This is a genomic window from Limosilactobacillus avistercoris (assembly GCF_014836425.1).
Lineage (GTDB): Bacteria > Bacillota > Bacilli > Lactobacillales > Lactobacillaceae > Limosilactobacillus > Limosilactobacillus agrestimuris.
The window spans coordinates 30,816-48,016 of record NZ_JACSQW010000003.1; the positions used below are offsets into that span (position 1 = coordinate 30,816).

Below are 17,201 nucleotides of genomic sequence, written 5' to 3' on the forward strand. Positions count from 1 at the left end.
TTAATCTTCCATAAAGGTTACTTTACCATCTGCTAATGACTTGATCCGTGCTAATGATTCAACACGAATACCACGATCTTTTAACTCTTGGGCCCCTGGTTGGAAACTCTTTTCAATCACAATTCCAGCACCAGCAACATCAACACCTGCTTGATCAGCAATCTCTAACATCCCTTCAACTGCTTGACCATTAGCTAAGAAATCATCAATCATTAGGATCTTATCGCTTGGGTCAACATACTTTTTAGAAATAGAAATTCGATTAGTTGTTTTTTTAGTGTATGAATATACATCAGCAGTATACATGTTCTGATTAAGGGTTAAACTCTTATGCTTTCGTGCAAAAATTACTGGAACCCTAAGTGCTAGGCCAGTCATTACTGCTGGGGCAATTCCAGAAGACTCAACCGTCCAAACTTTAGTAATACCCTCATCAGCAAATAACTGAGCAAATTCTTGTCCCACCTTAACCATCAATTCTGGATCAACTTGATGGTTAAGAAAGGCATCAACCTTTAAAACATTACCAGGAAGGACCGTTCCGTATTGTTTAATCTTTTCTTGCAATTCCTTCATAATGTAACCCCCTCTTGATTACTTATCATAATTATATAACTTATATGTTTGAATGACTGAAATAAGCTTTCGTGCGTAATTTGGATCAGTGGCATAACCAGATTGTTGTAATCCTTTTGCAGCTTCCTCATAATTAGTAGCTTTAACAACCCGATCATAATTTTGCCGGTTCATATCCGTTCCCTGAAGCATTAACCGGGTATGATCCTTAATTGAATCATCCCAACTATTATAAACACGGAACCGATCCTTAATAACAACCCATTTACCGCCAACGTATTCTTTAGTCGTCATGACTTTTGAATTAGCACCGGTCCCTTTAATTCCAAAAAGATTATGGTACTCGGTAGACAACTTACTTGTCCCCCAATTGGATTCAAGGATCGCCTGGGCAATTGTAATAGATGCATACACATGATAAGTATTCTGCATTGCTTGAGCCTCTGGAGCAACTTGTTTAATAAATAACTCCTTTGCCTCACGATCACGTTTCAAGGCAGCTTGTTCAATCCGTTGTTGGTTCCAAATTCGGTAGAAATGATGACCAACGTAAACACCTAAAAATAAAATAATAATGACTAATAACCAAACGAAAATATTCCCCTGCGATCTTTTCTTTCTCGTTTTTTTCCGGCGCCGTTTTGCCAAAATCATGCCTCCCTTATTTCCTACTAACTATTGATTGTAGCAAAATAAGCTTTGTTTGGGAGAATATTTTATCATTTTAAATTTAAAATACAAAAGGAATTGGAATAATCCAACCCCCTTAGTGAATTTTATTCAACTATTTTAGTGGAACTGCATCCCACCATCAACAATAATTGTTTGACCAGTGATGTAGTTTGAATCAGGTCCAGCTAAGAAGCCAACCGCATTAGCAACATCCTCTGGTTCAGAGAGACGCTTCAACGCAATGTTCTTAGCAAATGTTTGCATTCCCCATTCATCGCTCTTACCGGCATTCTTTCCTACTTGGTGGGCAATGTCAAACATCATTGGTGTCTTAACAATACCAGGAGCATAAGCATTAACGGTGATTCCTTCGTCAGCTAAGTCACGGGCTGCAACTTGCGTGATCCCACGAATAGCAAACTTAGTACCAGAATAAAGAGCAAGGTTGGGATTACCAACAACCCCAGCTTGTGAAGTAGCGTTAATAATCTTTCCACCATGGCCTAACTTCTTAAATGCTTTATGAGCAGCTTGGATTCCCCAAAGAACACCACCAACATTTACACCATAAACCTTTTCAAATTGTTCTGGAGTAATAGTATCAATTGGTGTAGTTGGACCAAGACCAGCATTGTTGACAATAACATTTAAGTCGCCAAAATGATCAACAGTCTTTTCAACTGCAGCAAATACAGCGTCACGGTCAGAAACATCAGCAACAAGTGGTAATGCTTCGCCACCCTTTTCTTCAAGTTCCTTAGCTGTTTGCTGTAACTTATCTTCTTCCAAAGCAACTAGAGCAACAGAAAAGCCATCGTTAACTAAGCGTTCTGCAATTGCCTTTCCGATTCCTTGACTACCACCTGTAACTAAAGCAACTCTTTTTGCCATAATTCATGCCTCCTACAATTTTAGTAAGCGTTTACAACAATTTTATTATACGTCTTTTAACCGAAAGAAAAAAGAAATTTGCACACTTAATTGTATAAAAAAAGAAGTTGGATAAAATCCAACTTCTTTTTTGGAAGCGATAAATCGAATATTAACGCTTACTGAATTGAGCAGCCTTACGAGCCTTCTTAAGACCTGGCTTACGACGTTCCTTCATACGAGGGTCACGAGTCAATAGACCGGCCTTCTTTAAGACGTCACGGAAGTCAGGGTCAACGGCGAGCAATGCACGGGCGATACCGTGACGTACTGCACCAGCTTGACCAGAGAAACCTCCACCATTAACGTTAGCTAAAACATCGTATTGACCATCAGTCTTAGTTACGTTAAATGGTTGGTTAACGATAGCACGTAAGTTGGCAAATGGAATGTAGTCTTCAATTGCCTTGCCGTTCATTGTAATCTTACCAGAACCTGGTACTAAGCGAACACGCGCAGTAGCGTCTTTACGCCGACCAGTACCACTGTATTGAACTTGTTGAGCCAATTCCATTCCCTCCTTAAATTAAGTTAGTAATATCGAGTGCTTCAGGCTTTTGTGCTGCATGACTGTGGTCTTCACCAGCGTAGACATGAAGCTTTAAGCCCATCTTGTGACCAAGAGAGTTGTGTGGAAGCATACCCTTGATAGAGTGTTCCAATAACTTTTCTGGTTCCTTAGCACGGAAGTCACCGGCAGTCCGTTGCTTCAAACCACCAGGGTAGTCTGAGTGACGGTAGTACATCTTTTGAGATGCCTTCTTACCAGTTAACTTAACTTGCGCAGCATTGATAACGATAACGTAATCACCAGTATCAACGTGTGGAGTGTATGTTGGCTTGTTCTTACCACGCAAAATGGATGCTACAGCAGATGAAAGACGACCCATTGGGACATCCTTAGCATCGACAACGTACCACTTGCGATCAACTTCACCAGGTTTTGCGATGTATGTCGTTCTCACGATTAAGTCCTCCAATTTTGTTTTTCTTTTACATATAATAGTGTACCGAGTTATTAGATGGAAAAGAAATACCAAGTGCTAGTATACCTTGTTCCTAGCTCTTCGTCAAATACTTTCCTGATCATTCCCGTAATCTACTGAAACTAGGTAGAGGCCACTTGCAGGAGCCGTCATCCGTGCCTGTGTCCGATCCTTAGCTACTAAGACTCGTTTCACATCATCAACTGGCCGCTGCTTACTTCCAATCTCTAAAAGAAAAGCAACCATGATCCGAATCTGATTATATAAAAAGCCGTTTCCCGTAAAGTCAAAGACAACTTCATTCCTTAGTTCATCACGTCTAATCTTAATCGCATAAACCGTTCTTACGTTACTCTTCGCCTGGCTTCCTGATGCTACAAAACTGGTAAAATCGTGTTCACCGATAAAGTCCTTAGCCGCTTTTCGCATTAAATCTAGGTCCAATGGATATTTAAAATGAGCTGTGTAATTTCTTTTAAACGGATTAACAAATTCACCCTGATCTACCCGATAACGGTAGGTTTTATCATGAGCACTATAGCGAGCATGAAAGTTACTATCCACCAATTCTGCCTTTTTTATTAAAATATCGAGTGGCAAAATACTATTTAATGCCTTTCGCATTGACTCATTACTTAAATGATACGGGATATCAAAATGAGCTACCTGGTTTAGCGCATGAACTCCAGCATCGGTTCTTCCAGAGCCGATTACGGGAATTTCAGGTGTCGGATGCTTAGCAATTTTATTAACCGCATTTTTTAATACCTGTTCAACAGTTCGTTTATGAGGCTGAATCTGAAAACCAGAGAAGTTTGCCCCGTCATATGCAAACGTTATTTTGTAGCGATACACAATCAAAAACCTTCCTCACTAAATTAAGTTTAATATACAAATTCCAACATCGACAACTAACATTAAGAGTAATGCAATATTGTCACCCTTACGCCATCGTAATTGCCGATATTGAGTCCGCTGACGATCAAGTGAATATCCACGAGCTTCCATTGCAATTGCAAGGTCCTCAGAATGTTGAAGCGAATTTACAAATAACGGAATCACAACCGGCAAAAGATGTTTTAACCTTGTTATTAGATTACCTTGGTGAAAATCCATTCCCCGTGAACGTTGTGCATCCATGATTACTTTGATATCAGCCATAATCATGGGCACAAACCTTAATGCAATTGATAACATCAGTGAAATTTTATCAACCGGAACCTTCAACCATTTAAGGGGATAAATTAACCATGAAAATGCACTTGCCAGCTGAAGCGTTGGTGTAGTAGCAGTTAAAACGGTAGACGCAGTAATAATTACAGTAAACCGATAAAAAATTAGAAACGCATTTTTAATTCCATCACTTGTAACCGATATCCAACCAAAATGCCAATACATCTGCCCACCACTACTAAATAAGACTTGGAGACAAACCGTAATTAAAATAACAATTAAAAATGGTTTCAATCCTGCCCAATACATTTTAAGGGGTACGCGACTCATAATTAGGACTGCAAGTAAAACTAACGAGACCCAAAGTGCGGGCCATAGGTGGTTAGCGAAAAAGACACTAATTACATACCAAATGCAAAGAATTAATTTCGTTCGTGCGTCTAAGCGATGAATTGGCGAACTAAGTGGAACATAGCTTCCAAAAATAACCATGTTACTCATTAGCCCTACCCCCATTTTTTAACTGCTTAATAATCTCCATTGATAAGTCATCAATTGACAATGGTAAACTACTTAATCCTATTTCCCGGGAAATCTGAACGCTTTTAGGTGCCAATAATTTACTCTTTTTTAACATGGTTTGACTCTTAAAAAATTCCTGTGGACTACCATCAAATGTAATTTTTCCATTATGAAGGGCTACTATTTGAGTTACTAGAGAAGTTATCATTTCAAGATAATGAGTAATCATAATAATCGTGACTCCACGCTGATTTAAGTCTGTAAGGATATTTAGGAGCTGTTTAATCGATAATGAATCCAATCCCACAGCAGGCTCATCCAAAACTAATACTTCTGGATTCATTGCTAGCACTCCAGCAATTGCGACGCGCCGCTTTTGTCCACCAGACAATGAAAACGGAGAACTATTAAGTATTTTAGAATCTAATTGAACAGTTTCTAAGGCCTTCATAACTGCATCATCAATTTTGGATTGGCTCCACCTCAGATTACGTGGACCAAATTCTAAATCTTCACGAACAGTTTGAGCAAATAATTGGCGTTCAGGAAATTGAAAAACGTAACCAATATTTCGTCGAAAAATTTCTTGTTCTTTTTTAGAGGTTTGACTATTAAGGAGATGATTATTAACAATAATTTGCCCTGATGTTGGTTGTGTTAAGGCATCAATTAAATTTACCAAAGTAGATTTACCACTACCCGTCTGCCCTACTAGGACGGTAAATGCTCCATCATCAATTTTTAAATTAATATTATCCAATGCCTGGTATTCCATGGGGGTTCCTGGTTGATAGGTAAAACTAACATTTTTTAATTCAATTTTTGTTTTAGCCATCTAACCATTTCCTCCGTTTTTAAATATTTATCAGGCACACTAATCCCTACACTAATTAATTTTTCCCTTATTTGTTCACCAGTTGCCGGAGCTAGTTGAAGTTCTTTTAATAACTTACTGTTTGATAAAACTTCCTCAGTAATACCATTTGCTAACACTTTCCCCTGCTCAAGAACTAAAACGTGATCGGCTAGTTCTGCTTCATTTAAATCATGAGTAATCATAATAATCGTATAGTGACCGTCATCATGAAGCTTTCTTAATAACTTCATAATTGATTCTCTTCCCATTGGATCAAGCATACTCGTAGCCTCATCCAAAACAATTATTTGGGGTCTGACCGCTAAAACACCAGCAATTGCAATCCGTTGCTTTTGCCCACCAGAAAGATCGGAAATTAAGCTATTTTCATACTTTGTCATTCCAACCGTCGCTAAAGCTTGTTTAATTATCATTGGCATTTCTTCAGGTGCGACATTATAATTCTCCAAGCCAAAAGCAACATCCTCTGCAACTGTTGAACCCACAAATTGATTTTCTGGATTCTGAAATACCATTCCAACAAGCTTATGAACTTCTTCTAAATTTTGTTCATTTACTACTAAATTATCAATTGTAATTTGCCCCTTATTAGGCTGAAGAAGTCCATTAAGAAGTCGCATAATAGTACTTTTGCCACTTCCGTTATGGCCAACAATAGAAATCCATTTATTAGTGGGTAAAGTAAAAGACTGATCATCTATCAATATTTTTTGGGAATTCGGATATTTGAATGTAACGTGGTTAAATTTAATCTCTCGCATCTTTTTTATCCTTTACATTAATACTTATTATTTTAACAGAGAAATTAAAAGAATTTAAAAATAAAAAATCACTTACCAAAGAAGTGCACGGTCTCCCGCATTCAAGCTAGACTAGGGATAATAATCCCACCATCGTAACGCTCTATACTTCAGTGATAGTGATTCTTTATTACGTATTAATAAACTTTGATTAACGAAATGTTAGTCAACGAATTCCAAGATAACCATCTTAGCACCGTCACCACGACGAGGCATAGTCTTCAAAATCCGTGTGTAACCACCATTACGTTCAGCATACTTAGGTGCCAATTCTTCAAATAAGTTTTGAAGAGCAGATTGGATACGAATGTTGTCGCCATCTTCCTTAACATCAGCAACAACGTTCCGAACAAAAGCAGCTGCCTTACGACGTGAAGCTAAATCGCCACGCTTTGCAAGGGTAATCATTTGGTCAGCAGTCTTACGAACTTCCTTAGCACGAGCTTCGGTAGTAGTAATACGACCATTAACAATTAAATCAGTAGTTAAATCACGTAATAAAGCCTTACGTTGTGAACTTGTACGTCCTAATTTACGGTAACTCATGAAGTTGTCCCTCCTTTTCTATTGGTTTGATTAATTAATCATCTTGACGAAATGAAACGCCGAGATCGTTTAATTTCAACTTAATTTCTTCAAGTGACTTTTGGCCTAAGTTCCGCACTTTCATCATGTCAGCTTCGGTCCGATCGGATAATTCCTTAACAGTGTTAATACCCGCACGCTTAAGACAGTTGTAAGAACGAACAGAAAGATCCAATTCTTCAATCGTCATTTCAAGCATCTTTTCTTTATGGGTTTCTTCCTTTTCAACCATTACTTGTGCATTTTGGGCCTCTTCAGTAAGGTTAACAAACATTGCCAAGTGTTCAGTTAAAATCTTTGCACCCAAGCTAACAGCTTCAGTCGGTGTTAATGAACCATCAGTCCAAACATCTAAGGTTAGTTTATCGTAATCATTACGTTGACCAACCCGAGCATTTTCAACTGTGTAGTTAACACGTTCAATCGGGGTATAAATGGAGTCGATCGGCAATACACCAATTGCAAGATCATCCATTCGAGCTTTGTTATCATTTGCAGAAAGATATCCACGCCCTTTATCAGCGGTCATCTTGATGTGTAATTCGGCACCATCTGCAACGGTAGCAATATACAAGTCAGGATTAAGAACCTTAACGTCACTATCGCCTTGAATATCACTGGCGGTAACTTCAGCAGGACCCTTAACATCAATTTCAAGATCCTTTTGTTCTTCTGAATCAAGTTTCAGGGAAACCTTCTTCAAGTTCAAAATGATTTGGGTTACATCTTCAGTAACACCTTCAACAGTACTGAATTCATGTAAAACACCATCAATTTGAATACTAGTGATGGCAGCACCAGGTAAAGATGCTAGTAAAACTCGTCTTAATGAATTACCAAGTGTAGTTCCATAACCACGTTCGAGTGGTTCAACAACGAACTTACCGTAGCTATCAGTTTCTTCAACCTTGTGAATGTTTGGCTTTTCAAATTCGATCATTCTATCTCTGTACCCCTTTCAAACGCAGTTCGTATTTTAGACTAAAAGGCCATTGGTGGATTCGTAACTCCAGCAATGTCAATTAAACACGACGACGCTTTGGAGGACGAGAACCATTATGAGGAACTGGAGTTACATCACGAATAGCAGTAACTTCCAAACCAGTAGCTTGAAGAGCACGGATAGCTGATTCACGACCAGAACCTGGACCCTTAACTTCAACTTCGACAGTCTTCATACCGTGTTCCATAGCTTGCTTTGCAGCAGCTTCAGAAGCCATTTGGGCAGCGAAAGGAGTTGACTTCCGTGAACCCTTAAAGCCTAATACACCAGCTGATGACCAAGCAACAGCATTACCTTGAACATCGGTAATCATGATCAAAGTGTTGTTAAATGTTGAGTGAATGTGAGCAACACCAGTTTCAACATTCTTTTTTGCACGACGCTTACGCGTACCTTTTTTGGTTGCCATATTAAGTACTAACCTCCTTTATATTAAAATAAAATTACTTCTTCTTGTTAGCAATAGTAACTGCCTTACCCTTACGAGTACGTGCATTGTTCTTAGTGTGTTGACCACGAACTGGTAAACCACGACGGTGACGCATTCCACGGTATGAACCAATTTCTTGGAGCCGCTTAATGTTTAAAGTAACTTCACGACGTAAGTCACCTTCAACTTGGTATTGGTCAACTTGAGTACGGATTTGTTCTTCTTGTTCAGGAGTCAAATCACGAACACGGATATCTTCTGAAACACCAGCATCCTTCAAAATCTTTTGAGCACGAGTGTTACCGATTCCGTAAATGTATGTTAAGCCGATTACGATTCGCTTGTCACGAGGTAAATCGACACCTGCGATACGAGCCATTTATTTACACCTCCATCCTTATTTAAATAAATTACTTGCCTTGGCGTTGCTTGTGCTTAGGATTAGCAGAGCAAATAACCATAACACGTCCATGACGCTTTACGATCTTGCAGTGTTCGCACATCCGCTTGACTGATGGTCTTACTTTCATTTTATTAATCCTCCTAGAGAGTTACTGTTTAATTTCTACTTAAACCGGAAAGTGATCCGACCCTTGGTCAAATCATATGGTGACATTTCTACTTTAACACGATCACCTGGCAAAATCTTAATATAATGCATACGGATCTTACCAGAAACGTGTGCTAAAATTTCTGCACCATTTTCCAATTCAACTTTAAACATCGCATTAGGTAAGGTTTCTGTAATCTTACCTTCAACTTCAATCACATCGGCTTTTGCCACAATTGGTTCCTCCTTGCATAACCAAGAAATGACGTAAAAACGGTGGAAAATAGTATTATTTTCCACTGTAAGCTATATAAACCTTACAAAGTTTAGCATAACTATGTAAACTTCGCAAGGTTTAACAGCTTAAAGGTTATCTAATACCTTCTTAACATCTTCATAAACCTTGTCAATATCTTGTTGACCATCGATTGTGTACAAAACACCTTTCTTTTGGTAGTAATCTACCAGTGGTGTATTTAACTTGATGTTAACATCTAACCGATTTTTTACGGTTTCAGGTTTATCATCATCACGTTGGTAAAAATCATGATGACCACAAACATCACAAGTACCTTCAACCTTAGGTGGGTTGTAAAGACGGTGATAAGTTGCACCACAATTACGACAGATAAATCGACCACTTAGTCGTTCTACCAATACATCTGGTTCGACGTGAATATTGATAACCGCATCTAGTTGCCGATTACTTTCCGCCAGCATCTTATCCAAAGCAGCTGCTTGGTTAAGATTACGTGGGAAGCCATCTAACATGAAACCATTTTTCGTATCATCTTTTGAAAGTCGTTCCTTAACGATACCATTGGTAACTTCATCAGGAACAAGTTCTCCCTTATCAATGTACTTCTTAGCTTCAATTCCCATTGGCGTTTCATTCTTAATTGCTGCCCGGAAAATATCTCCGGTAGAAATGTGAGGAATATCAAAATCCTCAACAATCTTTTGAGCTTGAGTACCCTTACCGGCACCTGGCAGGCCCATTAAAACAAGATTCATTGTCATTATAATTCTCCCCCTTCAGGTCTTGGTCCACGAATAAATCCAATATATTCACGTTTCATTGTCAAACCAGTCAATTGACGAACAACATCAAGAGCAATTTGAACAATGATTAGTAAACTTGTACCACCTAATCCAATTGATTGGCTTAGGTTCCATACATTGCTGGCAACTAATGGAATTAACGAGACTAATCCCAAGAAAAGTGAACCAACAGTGCTTAACCGCATTAATAATGCTGAAACATATTGCTGAGTACCTTTTCCAGGACGAACACCTGAAATGTAACTCCCTTGTTTCTGCAAGTTCTCCGCAAGTTTTTCTGGATTGACTTGAACAAAGGCGTAGAAGAAGGTAAATACAACAATTAAGAAAATGTATAATGTAATCCCTGGTCCAGATTGCATATTAAAAATTGTAGACAATACTTGGTACCAGGTGTCTCCACCATGATTTTGTTGAAATGCCATCAAGATTGTTTGTGGTGTAGAAATAAATGAACCAGCAAAAATAACTGGAATAACACCAGAAACATTAATCTTTAATGGTAAATAACTACTAGCAGGTGAAGTTGTAGTCCGTCGAGTATACTGAATTGGTAAGCGTCGTTCAGCTTGCTGTACCCAAGTAACAAATGCAACGATAATAATCAATGCAATCATAACTAATGCAACAAAGCCAATTCCCATCCAAAGAGCTGATCCAGATTCACCAGCAATTTGATCCTGCCAAAGTTGATAAATTCCACCTGGCATTTGGGCAACAATACCAGCAAAGATCAACATAGAAACACCGTTTCCTAATCCTCGCTCAGTAATCATATCCCCCATCCAAGTAGCAAACATTGTACCAGCCGTAAGAATTAATCCAATGGTTAAGTACGTTGTTGGCGTTGGATGATTGACAAGTTTAATTGAACTTAAAGCATTAAAACCTGCCGTTATCCCAATTGACTGAATAAACCCAAGAACAATTGTTAGCCACCGGGTTGCTTGATTCAATTTTCGCCGACCAACTTCACCTTGTTTACTCCATTCAACAAATCGTGGAACAATATCCATTTGCAGTAATTGAACAACAATTTGCGCAGTGATATATGGGGAAACACCCATTGCAAACAATGAGTAATTTTCAAGCCCACCACCACTAAAGGTATTCAGGATTGAAGCCAATCCAGTCGATGAAATTTCCTGCAAAGCAGCAGCATTAACACCAGGAACTGTGATCGCCGCCCCAATCCGGTAAACAATTAATACAAATAAAGTAAAGAATATCTTTTTTCGAATATCCTTAACCTTAAATGCATTTTTGACGGCTGTAAACAATTACATCACCTCAGTTTTACCGCCAGCAGCTTCGATAGCTGATACTGCTGAAGCAGAAAACTTATTAGCCTTTACTGTTAACTTCTTAGTAAGCTTTCCGCTACCAAGAACCTTAACACCGCTCTTTAAGTTCTTAACAATACCGCTTTCCATCAACAATTGTGGAGTAACTTCAGTACCATCTTCGAACCGGTCCAAAGTACTTAAGTTAACAATAGCGTATTCCTTACGGTTAATGTTAGTGAAACCACGCTTTGGAATTTGCCGGTAAAGTGGCATTTGGCCCCCTTCAAAGCCCAAACGTGTCTTACCATGAGCCTTTTGACCCTTAGTACCACGTCCAGAAGTAAAACCATGACCAGATGAAAGGCCACGACCCTTACGAAGACGCTTTGAACGAGAACCTGCAGCAGGTTTTAATTCGTTTAACTTCATTTAGTAGGCACCTCCTTATTATTTAGTTGTAATTACTTAACTTCTTCAATAGAAACTAAGTGAGCAATCTTAAAGATTTGGCCACGTGTTGCAGCGTTATCTGGCAAAATAACAGAGCTGTTAATCTTACCAAGACCCAATGCCTTCACAGTCCGGCGTTGAGTAGGCTGACGGTGGGCAACACTGTGGATTAAAGTAACTTTAACTTGAGCCATAATTAGTGCCCTCCTTATTCTGCTAAGTGGTCTACAGAAACGCCACGAAGTTTAGCAACTTCTTCAGCGCTCTTCAATTGCTTCAAACCTTCAAATGTTGCACGAACAACGTTAACAGGAGTGTTTGAACCAAGACGCTTTGAAGTAACATCGGCTACACCGGCAAGGTCCATAACGTTACGAACTGCACCACCGGCAGCAACCCCAGAACCTTCAACGGCTGGCTTCAACATAATCTTTCCACCACCGTATGTACCGATAACTTCGTGTGGAATAGTAGTACCAACGATAGGAACAGTGATCAGGTTCTTTTCAGCAGCAGCTTGAGCCTTACGGATAGCTTCTGGAACTTCTTGAGCCTTACCAGTACCAAAACCAACATGGCCCTTACGATCGCCGACGATAACTAAAGCGGCAAAACGCATCCGACGACCACCCTTAACAACCTTGGTAATCCGGTTGATGGCAACAACTTGATCGTCTAAGTCCAACTTTGCTGGATCAATGAATTCTGATGATGTCATTGCAGGTTATTCCTCCTTTTCCTTAGAATTTAAGTCCGTTTTCACGAGCAGCTTCAGCTAATGCTTGAACACGACCATGGTAAAGGTATCCACCACGATCAAAGACAACATTAGTGATGTTCTTAGCAGCAGCACGCTTGGCAATTAATTCACCAACACCACTAGCTTGTTCAGTCTTGCTCTTTCCACTAACTTCACTGTCAATTGTGGAGGCACTTGCGAGCGTCACACCCTTTACGTCATCAATTAATTGAGCGTAAATGTTTTTGTTTGAACGGTAAACACTTAAGCGTGGGCGCTCCGCAGTACCAGAAATCTTACCGCGAACGCGCATATGACGACGTTGACGGATCTTATTCTTATCTGGTTTAGAAATCACAACAGTCACCTCTTAATATAAAATTTAGTTTAATTTGTAGATAATAACTAAGTAGTAATGAAATATTACTTACCAGTCTTACCTTCCTTACGAATAATGTGTTCGTTTTCGTAACGAATACCCTTACCCTTGTATGGTTCAGGTGAACGAACGGCACGAACTAAGGCAGCAAAATCACCAAGATGTTGCTTGTTGATTGAGCTTAATTCAATAGTAGTGTTGTCAGGAACCTTAATATCAACATCTTCTGGCTTGTCCATTTCAACTGGTTGGGAGTAACCAACAGTTAAAATAAGCTTGTTACCCTTAAATTGGGCACGGTAACCAACACCGACAAGCTTCAAGGTCTTACTAAATCCATTAACAACACCTTCAACCATGTTATTGACATTTGCACGGGTAGTTCCGTGAATCATCTTAACTTGGTTGCTGTCATCATCACGATCAAACTTTATAACGTTACCTTCAACGCTCATCTTGATCAATGGTGAAATTTCACGACTTAAAGTACCCTTAGGTCCCTTTACAGTCACAACATTACCTTGTTGGGAAATTTCTACACCTTCTGGTAGATCAATTTCCTTGTAACCAATACGACTCATGCTTGCACCTCCTAACTTAATTTATTTAATTACCAGATATAGGCGATAACTTCGCCACCAATTTTTTTGGCGCGAGCAACCTTGTCAGTCACAACACCTTCAGATGTTGAGATAATGGCAATCCCTAATCCGTTGAGAACCTTTGGCACTGCGTCAGCCTTAACGTATGTACGAAGACCGGGCTTAGAAATCCGCTTTAATCCGGAAATAACCCGTTGACCATCGTTACCATACTTTAAGAAGACACGAATGATGCCTTGCTTGTTATCGTCAACGTATTCAACATCGCGAATGAAACCTTCATTCTTTAAGATTTCAGCGATGTCCTTCTTCATCTTTGATGCAGGTGCTTCTACTGATTCGTGTTGAGCCATATTAGCGTTACGAATACGAGTTAAGAAATCTGCGATTGGATCACTCATAGACATCGATGTTTTCCTCCTTTTGTCGGTGATTTGTTTACCAGCTAGCCTTCTTTAAACCAGGAATTTGTCCCTTGTGGGCAAGTTCTCGTAAGCAAAGCCGGCATAAGTGGAATTTACGGTAAACTGAGTGCGGACGTCCACAACGTGCACAGCGTGTGTATTCACGACTTGAGAACTTAGCTGGACGGTTGCACTTAGCAATCATTGATTTTTTAGCCAATTTGTGGAACCTCCTTTATTTAGCGAACGGCATACCAAGTTGAGCCAATAATTCGTGTGATTCTTCATCAGTTTGCGCAGTTGTAACAATAACAACATCCAAACCACGAACACGGTTAACCTTATCAAAATCAATTTCAGGGAAGATTAATTGTTCACGGATACCCAAAGTGTAGTTACCACGGCCATCAAATGACTTATTGCTTACACCATGGAAATCACGAACACGAGGTAATGAAACATTAATCAACTTATCCAAGAAATCATACATGCGTTCACCACGTAAAGTGACCTTAGCACCAATTGACATACCTTCACGAAGACGGAATCCGGCAATTGATTTCTTAGCCTTAGTAATCAAAGGCTTTTGACCAGAAATTAATCCTAATTCTTCAACGGCTTCATCAAGGTTCTTTGAGTTGGTAGTAGCGTCACCAACACCCATGTTCAAGACAATCTTGTCAATCTTAGGTGCTTGCATGATTGATGAATAGTTAAACTTTTCAATCAATGCTGGACGGATTTCACTTTCGTACTTAGCTTTCAAACGATTTTCCATTGGAAGTTATTCCTCCTTTCGTAATTAATTTTAGTCGATAGTCTTGCCGGACTTCTTGGCAAAACGAACCTTCTTACCATCAACGAACTTGAAACCAACGCGGGTTGGTTCGTTAGTAGAAGGATCAATCAGCATAACATTTGAAGCACTGATAGCAGCTTCAGTATCAATAACTCCACCATTAGGGTTTGAGTTACTTGGCTTTTGGTGTTTCTTAACCATGTTAATGCCTTCAACGATCACACGGTTAGCAGAAGCAATGGTCTTCTTAACAGTACCTTCCTTGCCCTTGTCCTTACCGGCGATAACGCGAACTTTGTCACCTGTTTTAATGAACATGTTGATAGTGCACCTCCTTATTTTTGGGTAAATCTTACAGAACTTCTGGAGCTAATGAAACGATCTTCATGAAGTCATCTCCACGAAGTTCACGAGCAATTGGGCCAAAAATACGGGTACCCTTAGGGCTCTTATCGTTGTTAATCAAAACAGCGGCGTTTTCATCAAACTTGATGTATGAACCATCCTTACGGTGTAGACCTTGCTTAGTCCGTACTACAACAGCCTTAACAACGTCACCCTTTTTGACAACGCCACCTGGTGTTGCCTGTTTTACAGTAGCAACAATAATATCACCAATGTTACCTGTTTTTACTCGGGAACCACCTAAAATCTTGATTACCAAGATTTCACGGGCACCGGAGTTATCAGCGACCTTCAACCGACTTTCTTGTTGAATCACGGTTAATGTCCTCCTTCCATCTTTGAATAAGAATTAGAATACGAAATTTAGAGTTATCTGCTAATTAAAGGGTAGCAGCCTTTTCGACAATCTTTACAAGACGGAAACGCTTCTTTGCAGATAATGGACGTGTTTCCATGATTTGTACAGTGTCGCCAGTCTTAGCTTCGTTGTTTTCGTCGTGTGCATAGTACTTCTTTGAGTACTTAACACGCTTGCCGTAAATTGGGGCACTCTTATAAGTATCAATCACAACAGTGATAGTCTTATCCATTTTATCGGAAACAACGCGGCCTTGATAAACCTTACGTGCATTACGTTCTTCACTCATGCGCTAATCCTCCTTTTCGTATTCTTTATTTATTTAATTCTTGTTGACGAAGAACTGTCTTAACCCGGGCAATGTCTTTGCGTACTTGCTTAAGACTTGCAGTGTTTTCCAATTGGCCGGTTGCTAATTGGAAACGTAAGTTAAATAATTGCTCCTTCAGTTCCTTTTCACGGTCAAGTAGCTTCTCAGTGGTTAATCCATTCAGTTCTTGTACGTAATCTTTACTTTTCATTAGATTGTCCACCTACTTCCTCACGTTTTACGATCTTAGTGCGAACTGGCAACTTGTGACCGGCAAGACGTAAAGCTTCACGAGCAGTTTCTTCAGATACACCTGCTACTTCGAACATTACCTTGCCACGCTTAACTGGGGCAACCCAACCTTCTGGGGCACCCTTACCATTACCCATCCGGACACCAACACCTTTGCTAGTGTAGGAAAGTTGAGGGAAGATCTTAATCCAAACCTTACCACCACGCTTCATGTAACGGGTAATAGCGATACGAGCAGCTTCAATTTGACGGTTACTGATCCAGTGGGAATCCAATGCTTGTAAACCGAATTCACCGAATGAAACAGTCTTACCACCCTTAGCTTCACCACGCATGTGGCCACGTTGAACCTTACGGTGCTTAACTCGCTTAGGTACTAGCATGTTTACTTCCCTCCTTCTTCATCGTTGTTCTTCTTGGCTGGGAAAACTTCACCACGGTAGATCCAAGTCTTTACACCAAGAACACCGTATGTAGTGTTAGCTTCATCCCAAGAGTAATCAATGTCAGCACGTAATGTGTGCAAAGGAACAGTTCCGTCAGAGTATGATTCAACCCGTGACATATCTGCACCATTCAAACGACCAGCAACTTGAGTTTTAATACCCTTAGCACCGGCACGCATTGCACGTTGCATAGCACCACGCATTGCACGACGGAATGCGATACGTGCTTCCAATTGACGAGCGATGCTTTCACCAACAAGGTGCGCATCCAAGTCTGGCTTCTTGATTTCCACAATGTTAATGTGGACACGCTTACCAGTTAACTTGTTTAATTCCTTACGAAGTGCTTCAACTTCTGAACCACCCTTACCAATAACCATACCAGGCTTGGCAGTATGAATTGAAACGTTTACGCGGTTAGCAGCACGTTCAATTTCAACGGTTGATACTGAGGCATCAGCAAGTCGCTTTTCAATGTACTTACGGATCCGAAGGTCTTCGTTTAAGTAGTTAGCAAAATCTTTTTCTGCGTACCACTTAGCAGTCCAGTCGCGAATGACCCCAACACGAAAACCATTAGGATTGATCTTTTGACCCACTATTCA

General features: G+C 39.8%; 31 protein-coding genes. All 31 read right to left on the reverse strand.

Annotated elements, in window-relative coordinates; all coding sequences use genetic code 11:
- Nucleotides 1-576: a xanthine phosphoribosyltransferase gene (locus tag H9564_RS01530; protein ID WP_191683813.1), complete on the reverse strand. Its 576-nt coding sequence runs from the start codon at nucleotides 574-576 to the stop codon at nucleotides 1-3.
- A gap of 18 nt (nucleotides 577-594) precedes the next feature.
- The gene (locus tag H9564_RS01535) at nucleotides 595-1,224 is read right to left on the reverse strand and encodes a glycoside hydrolase family 73 protein (protein WP_191683814.1); all 630 of its coding nucleotides are present in this window, start codon (nucleotides 1,222-1,224) and stop codon (nucleotides 595-597) included.
- A 141-nt stretch (nucleotides 1,225-1,365) separates the two neighbouring features.
- A complete protein-coding gene (locus tag H9564_RS01540) occupies nucleotides 1,366-2,139 on the reverse strand; it encodes a (S)-acetoin forming diacetyl reductase (protein WP_191683815.1) in 774 nt (257 codons plus the stop codon).
- Between the two features lie 151 nt (nucleotides 2,140-2,290).
- Nucleotides 2,291-2,692: a 30S ribosomal protein S9 gene (rpsI, locus tag H9564_RS01545; RefSeq protein WP_191683816.1), complete on the reverse strand. Its 402-nt coding sequence runs from the start codon at nucleotides 2,690-2,692 to the stop codon at nucleotides 2,291-2,293.
- Nucleotides 2,693-2,699: 7 nt separating this feature from the next.
- Complete coding sequence (gene rplM / locus H9564_RS01550) at nucleotides 2,700-3,143, reverse strand: 50S ribosomal protein L13 (RefSeq protein WP_182580901.1); 444 nt, start codon at nucleotides 3,141-3,143, stop codon at nucleotides 2,700-2,702.
- A 105-nt stretch (nucleotides 3,144-3,248) separates the two neighbouring features.
- Nucleotides 3,249-4,019 carry a tRNA pseudouridine(38-40) synthase TruA gene (truA, locus tag H9564_RS01555; protein ID WP_191683817.1) on the reverse strand — a complete coding sequence of 257 codons (771 nt, stop codon included), beginning with the start codon at nucleotides 4,017-4,019 and terminating at the stop codon, nucleotides 3,249-3,251.
- 18 nt (nucleotides 4,020-4,037) lie between these two features.
- Complete coding sequence (locus tag H9564_RS01560; RefSeq protein ID WP_191683818.1) at nucleotides 4,038-4,838, reverse strand: energy-coupling factor transporter transmembrane component T family protein; 801 nt, start codon at nucleotides 4,836-4,838, stop codon at nucleotides 4,038-4,040.
- Nucleotides 4,831-5,694, reverse strand: a complete 864-nt coding sequence (locus H9564_RS01565; RefSeq protein WP_191683819.1) for an ATP-binding cassette domain-containing protein — start codon at nucleotides 5,692-5,694, stop codon at nucleotides 4,831-4,833. The genes H9564_RS01560 and H9564_RS01565 overlap by 8 nt, the downstream gene beginning before the upstream one ends.
- Nucleotides 5,670-6,497, reverse strand: coding sequence for an energy-coupling factor transporter ATPase (locus H9564_RS01570; protein WP_191683820.1), 828 nt, complete (start codon nucleotides 6,495-6,497; stop codon nucleotides 5,670-5,672). Before H9564_RS01570 ends, H9564_RS01565 begins: the two co-directional genes overlap by 25 nt.
- A gap of 201 nt (nucleotides 6,498-6,698) precedes the next feature.
- Nucleotides 6,699-7,082, reverse strand: a complete 384-nt coding sequence (gene rplQ, locus H9564_RS01575) for a 50S ribosomal protein L17 (RefSeq protein WP_003716678.1) — start codon at nucleotides 7,080-7,082, stop codon at nucleotides 6,699-6,701.
- Between the two features lie 34 nt (nucleotides 7,083-7,116).
- Nucleotides 7,117-8,061 (reverse strand): DNA-directed RNA polymerase subunit alpha, encoded by a 945-nt coding sequence (locus H9564_RS01580; RefSeq protein WP_191683821.1) that lies wholly within the window; start codon nucleotides 8,059-8,061, stop codon nucleotides 7,117-7,119.
- Between the two features lie 82 nt (nucleotides 8,062-8,143).
- Nucleotides 8,144-8,533 (reverse strand): 30S ribosomal protein S11, encoded by a 390-nt coding sequence (gene rpsK, locus H9564_RS01585; RefSeq protein ID WP_003716676.1) that lies wholly within the window; start codon nucleotides 8,531-8,533, stop codon nucleotides 8,144-8,146.
- 34 nt (nucleotides 8,534-8,567) lie between these two features.
- Nucleotides 8,568-8,933: a 30S ribosomal protein S13 gene (gene rpsM, locus H9564_RS01590; protein ID WP_003716675.1), complete on the reverse strand. Its 366-nt coding sequence runs from the start codon at nucleotides 8,931-8,933 to the stop codon at nucleotides 8,568-8,570.
- Between the two features lie 31 nt (nucleotides 8,934-8,964).
- The gene (rpmJ, locus tag H9564_RS01595; RefSeq protein WP_003714521.1) at nucleotides 8,965-9,084 is read right to left on the reverse strand and encodes a 50S ribosomal protein L36; all 120 of its coding nucleotides are present in this window, start codon (nucleotides 9,082-9,084) and stop codon (nucleotides 8,965-8,967) included.
- Nucleotides 9,085-9,119: 35 nt separating this feature from the next.
- Nucleotides 9,120-9,338 (reverse strand): translation initiation factor IF-1, encoded by a 219-nt coding sequence (gene infA, locus H9564_RS01600; protein ID WP_040530804.1) that lies wholly within the window; start codon nucleotides 9,336-9,338, stop codon nucleotides 9,120-9,122.
- A 129-nt stretch (nucleotides 9,339-9,467) separates the two neighbouring features.
- Complete coding sequence (locus H9564_RS01605; protein WP_277612838.1) at nucleotides 9,468-10,118, reverse strand: adenylate kinase; 651 nt, start codon at nucleotides 10,116-10,118, stop codon at nucleotides 9,468-9,470.
- Nucleotides 10,119-10,123: 5 nt separating this feature from the next.
- The gene (gene secY / locus H9564_RS01610; RefSeq protein ID WP_191683823.1) at nucleotides 10,124-11,446 is read right to left on the reverse strand and encodes a preprotein translocase subunit SecY; all 1,323 of its coding nucleotides are present in this window, start codon (nucleotides 11,444-11,446) and stop codon (nucleotides 10,124-10,126) included.
- Nucleotides 11,447-11,881 carry a 50S ribosomal protein L15 gene (rplO, locus tag H9564_RS01615; RefSeq protein WP_182582801.1) on the reverse strand — a complete coding sequence of 145 codons (435 nt, stop codon included), beginning with the start codon at nucleotides 11,879-11,881 and terminating at the stop codon, nucleotides 11,447-11,449.
- Between the two features lie 32 nt (nucleotides 11,882-11,913).
- Entirely contained in the window at nucleotides 11,914-12,096 is a 183-nt protein-coding gene (gene rpmD, locus H9564_RS01620; RefSeq protein ID WP_003716670.1) for a 50S ribosomal protein L30, read from the reverse strand.
- A gap of 14 nt (nucleotides 12,097-12,110) precedes the next feature.
- Nucleotides 12,111-12,620 carry a 30S ribosomal protein S5 gene (rpsE, locus tag H9564_RS01625; protein ID WP_003716669.1) on the reverse strand — a complete coding sequence of 170 codons (510 nt, stop codon included), beginning with the start codon at nucleotides 12,618-12,620 and terminating at the stop codon, nucleotides 12,111-12,113.
- Between the two features lie 22 nt (nucleotides 12,621-12,642).
- Nucleotides 12,643-12,999 carry a 50S ribosomal protein L18 gene (gene rplR, locus H9564_RS01630; RefSeq protein ID WP_040530802.1) on the reverse strand — a complete coding sequence of 119 codons (357 nt, stop codon included), beginning with the start codon at nucleotides 12,997-12,999 and terminating at the stop codon, nucleotides 12,643-12,645.
- A gap of 65 nt (nucleotides 13,000-13,064) precedes the next feature.
- Nucleotides 13,065-13,601, reverse strand: coding sequence for a 50S ribosomal protein L6 (rplF, locus tag H9564_RS01635; RefSeq protein WP_191683824.1), 537 nt, complete (start codon nucleotides 13,599-13,601; stop codon nucleotides 13,065-13,067).
- A gap of 29 nt (nucleotides 13,602-13,630) precedes the next feature.
- Entirely contained in the window at nucleotides 13,631-14,029 is a 399-nt protein-coding gene (rpsH, locus tag H9564_RS01640; RefSeq protein WP_040530800.1) for a 30S ribosomal protein S8, read from the reverse strand.
- Between the two features lie 31 nt (nucleotides 14,030-14,060).
- Nucleotides 14,061-14,246 carry a type Z 30S ribosomal protein S14 gene (locus H9564_RS01645; protein WP_003716665.1) on the reverse strand — a complete coding sequence of 62 codons (186 nt, stop codon included), beginning with the start codon at nucleotides 14,244-14,246 and terminating at the stop codon, nucleotides 14,061-14,063.
- Between the two features lie 15 nt (nucleotides 14,247-14,261).
- A complete protein-coding gene (gene rplE / locus H9564_RS01650; protein ID WP_003716664.1) occupies nucleotides 14,262-14,804 on the reverse strand; it encodes a 50S ribosomal protein L5 in 543 nt (180 codons plus the stop codon).
- A gap of 30 nt (nucleotides 14,805-14,834) precedes the next feature.
- Complete coding sequence (gene rplX, locus H9564_RS01655; RefSeq protein WP_003716663.1) at nucleotides 14,835-15,143, reverse strand: 50S ribosomal protein L24; 309 nt, start codon at nucleotides 15,141-15,143, stop codon at nucleotides 14,835-14,837.
- Between the two features lie 34 nt (nucleotides 15,144-15,177).
- Entirely contained in the window at nucleotides 15,178-15,546 is a 369-nt protein-coding gene (gene rplN, locus H9564_RS01660; protein ID WP_003716662.1) for a 50S ribosomal protein L14, read from the reverse strand.
- Between the two features lie 64 nt (nucleotides 15,547-15,610).
- Nucleotides 15,611-15,877, reverse strand: coding sequence for a 30S ribosomal protein S17 (rpsQ, locus tag H9564_RS01665; protein ID WP_003716661.1), 267 nt, complete (start codon nucleotides 15,875-15,877; stop codon nucleotides 15,611-15,613).
- Nucleotides 15,878-15,902: 25 nt separating this feature from the next.
- Nucleotides 15,903-16,109: a 50S ribosomal protein L29 gene (rpmC, locus tag H9564_RS01670; RefSeq protein WP_003716660.1), complete on the reverse strand. Its 207-nt coding sequence runs from the start codon at nucleotides 16,107-16,109 to the stop codon at nucleotides 15,903-15,905.
- Nucleotides 16,099-16,533 carry a 50S ribosomal protein L16 gene (rplP, locus tag H9564_RS01675; RefSeq protein ID WP_003716659.1) on the reverse strand — a complete coding sequence of 145 codons (435 nt, stop codon included), beginning with the start codon at nucleotides 16,531-16,533 and terminating at the stop codon, nucleotides 16,099-16,101. The genes rpmC and rplP overlap by 11 nt, the downstream gene beginning before the upstream one ends.
- 2 nt (nucleotides 16,534-16,535) lie before the next feature.
- On the reverse strand, nucleotides 16,536-17,195 hold the full coding sequence (rpsC, locus tag H9564_RS01680; RefSeq protein ID WP_191683825.1) for a 30S ribosomal protein S3: 660 nt from the start codon (nucleotides 17,193-17,195) through the stop codon (nucleotides 16,536-16,538).
- Nucleotides 17,196-17,201 lie beyond the last annotated feature (6 nt).

Coding starts and splice junctions, on each gene's coding strand:
- rpsQ (WP_003716661.1), bottom strand. CDS start 15,877: ATGAGTGAAGAACGTAATGCACGTAAGGTTTATCAAGGCCGCGTTGTT.
- H9564_RS01530 (WP_191683813.1), bottom strand. CDS start 576: ATGAAGGAATTGCAAGAAAAGATTAAACAATACGGAACGGTCCTTCCT.
- rplQ (WP_003716678.1), bottom strand. CDS start 7,082: ATGAGTTACCGTAAATTAGGACGTACAAGTTCACAACGTAAGGCTTTA.
- rplO (WP_182582801.1), bottom strand. CDS start 11,881: ATGAAGTTAAACGAATTAAAACCTGCTGCAGGTTCTCGTTCAAAGCGT.
- rplE (WP_003716664.1), bottom strand. CDS start 14,804: ATGGAAAATCGTTTGAAAGCTAAGTACGAAAGTGAAATCCGTCCAGCA.
- rplX (WP_003716663.1), bottom strand. CDS start 15,143: ATGTTCATTAAAACAGGTGACAAAGTTCGCGTTATCGCCGGTAAGGAC.
- rpmC (WP_003716660.1), bottom strand. CDS start 16,109: ATGAAAAGTAAAGATTACGTACAAGAACTGAATGGATTAACCACTGAG.
- H9564_RS01565 (WP_191683819.1), bottom strand. CDS start 5,694: ATGGCTAAAACAAAAATTGAATTAAAAAATGTTAGTTTTACCTATCAA.
- rpsM (WP_003716675.1), bottom strand. CDS start 8,933: ATGGCTCGTATCGCAGGTGTCGATTTACCTCGTGACAAGCGAATCGTA.
- H9564_RS01560 (WP_191683818.1), bottom strand. CDS start 4,838: ATGAGTAACATGGTTATTTTTGGAAGCTATGTTCCACTTAGTTCGCCA.
- H9564_RS01580 (WP_191683821.1), bottom strand. CDS start 8,061: ATGATCGAATTTGAAAAGCCAAACATTCACAAGGTTGAAGAAACTGAT.
- H9564_RS01540 (WP_191683815.1), bottom strand. CDS start 2,139: ATGGCAAAAAGAGTTGCTTTAGTTACAGGTGGTAGTCAAGGAATCGGA.
- rpsH (WP_040530800.1), bottom strand. CDS start 14,029: ATGTCTATGAGTGATCCAATCGCAGATTTCTTAACTCGTATTCGTAAC.
- rpsK (WP_003716676.1), bottom strand. CDS start 8,533: ATGGCAACCAAAAAAGGTACGCGTAAGCGTCGTGCAAAAAAGAATGTT.
- rpsE (WP_003716669.1), bottom strand. CDS start 12,620: ATGACATCATCAGAATTCATTGATCCAGCAAAGTTGGACTTAGACGAT.
- H9564_RS01605 (WP_277612838.1), bottom strand. CDS start 10,118: ATGAATCTTGTTTTAATGGGCCTGCCAGGTGCCGGTAAGGGTACTCAA.
- rplP (WP_003716659.1), bottom strand. CDS start 16,533: ATGCTAGTACCTAAGCGAGTTAAGCACCGTAAGGTTCAACGTGGCCAC.
- rpmD (WP_003716670.1), bottom strand. CDS start 12,096: ATGGCTCAAGTTAAAGTTACTTTAATCCACAGTGTTGCCCACCGTCAG.
- rplF (WP_191683824.1), bottom strand. CDS start 13,601: ATGAGTCGTATTGGTTACAAGGAAATTGATCTACCAGAAGGTGTAGAA.
- rpsI (WP_191683816.1), bottom strand. CDS start 2,692: ATGGAATTGGCTCAACAAGTTCAATACAGTGGTACTGGTCGGCGTAAA.
- rpmJ (WP_003714521.1), bottom strand. CDS start 9,084: ATGAAAGTAAGACCATCAGTCAAGCGGATGTGCGAACACTGCAAGATC.
- H9564_RS01570 (WP_191683820.1), bottom strand. CDS start 6,497: ATGCGAGAGATTAAATTTAACCACGTTACATTCAAATATCCGAATTCC.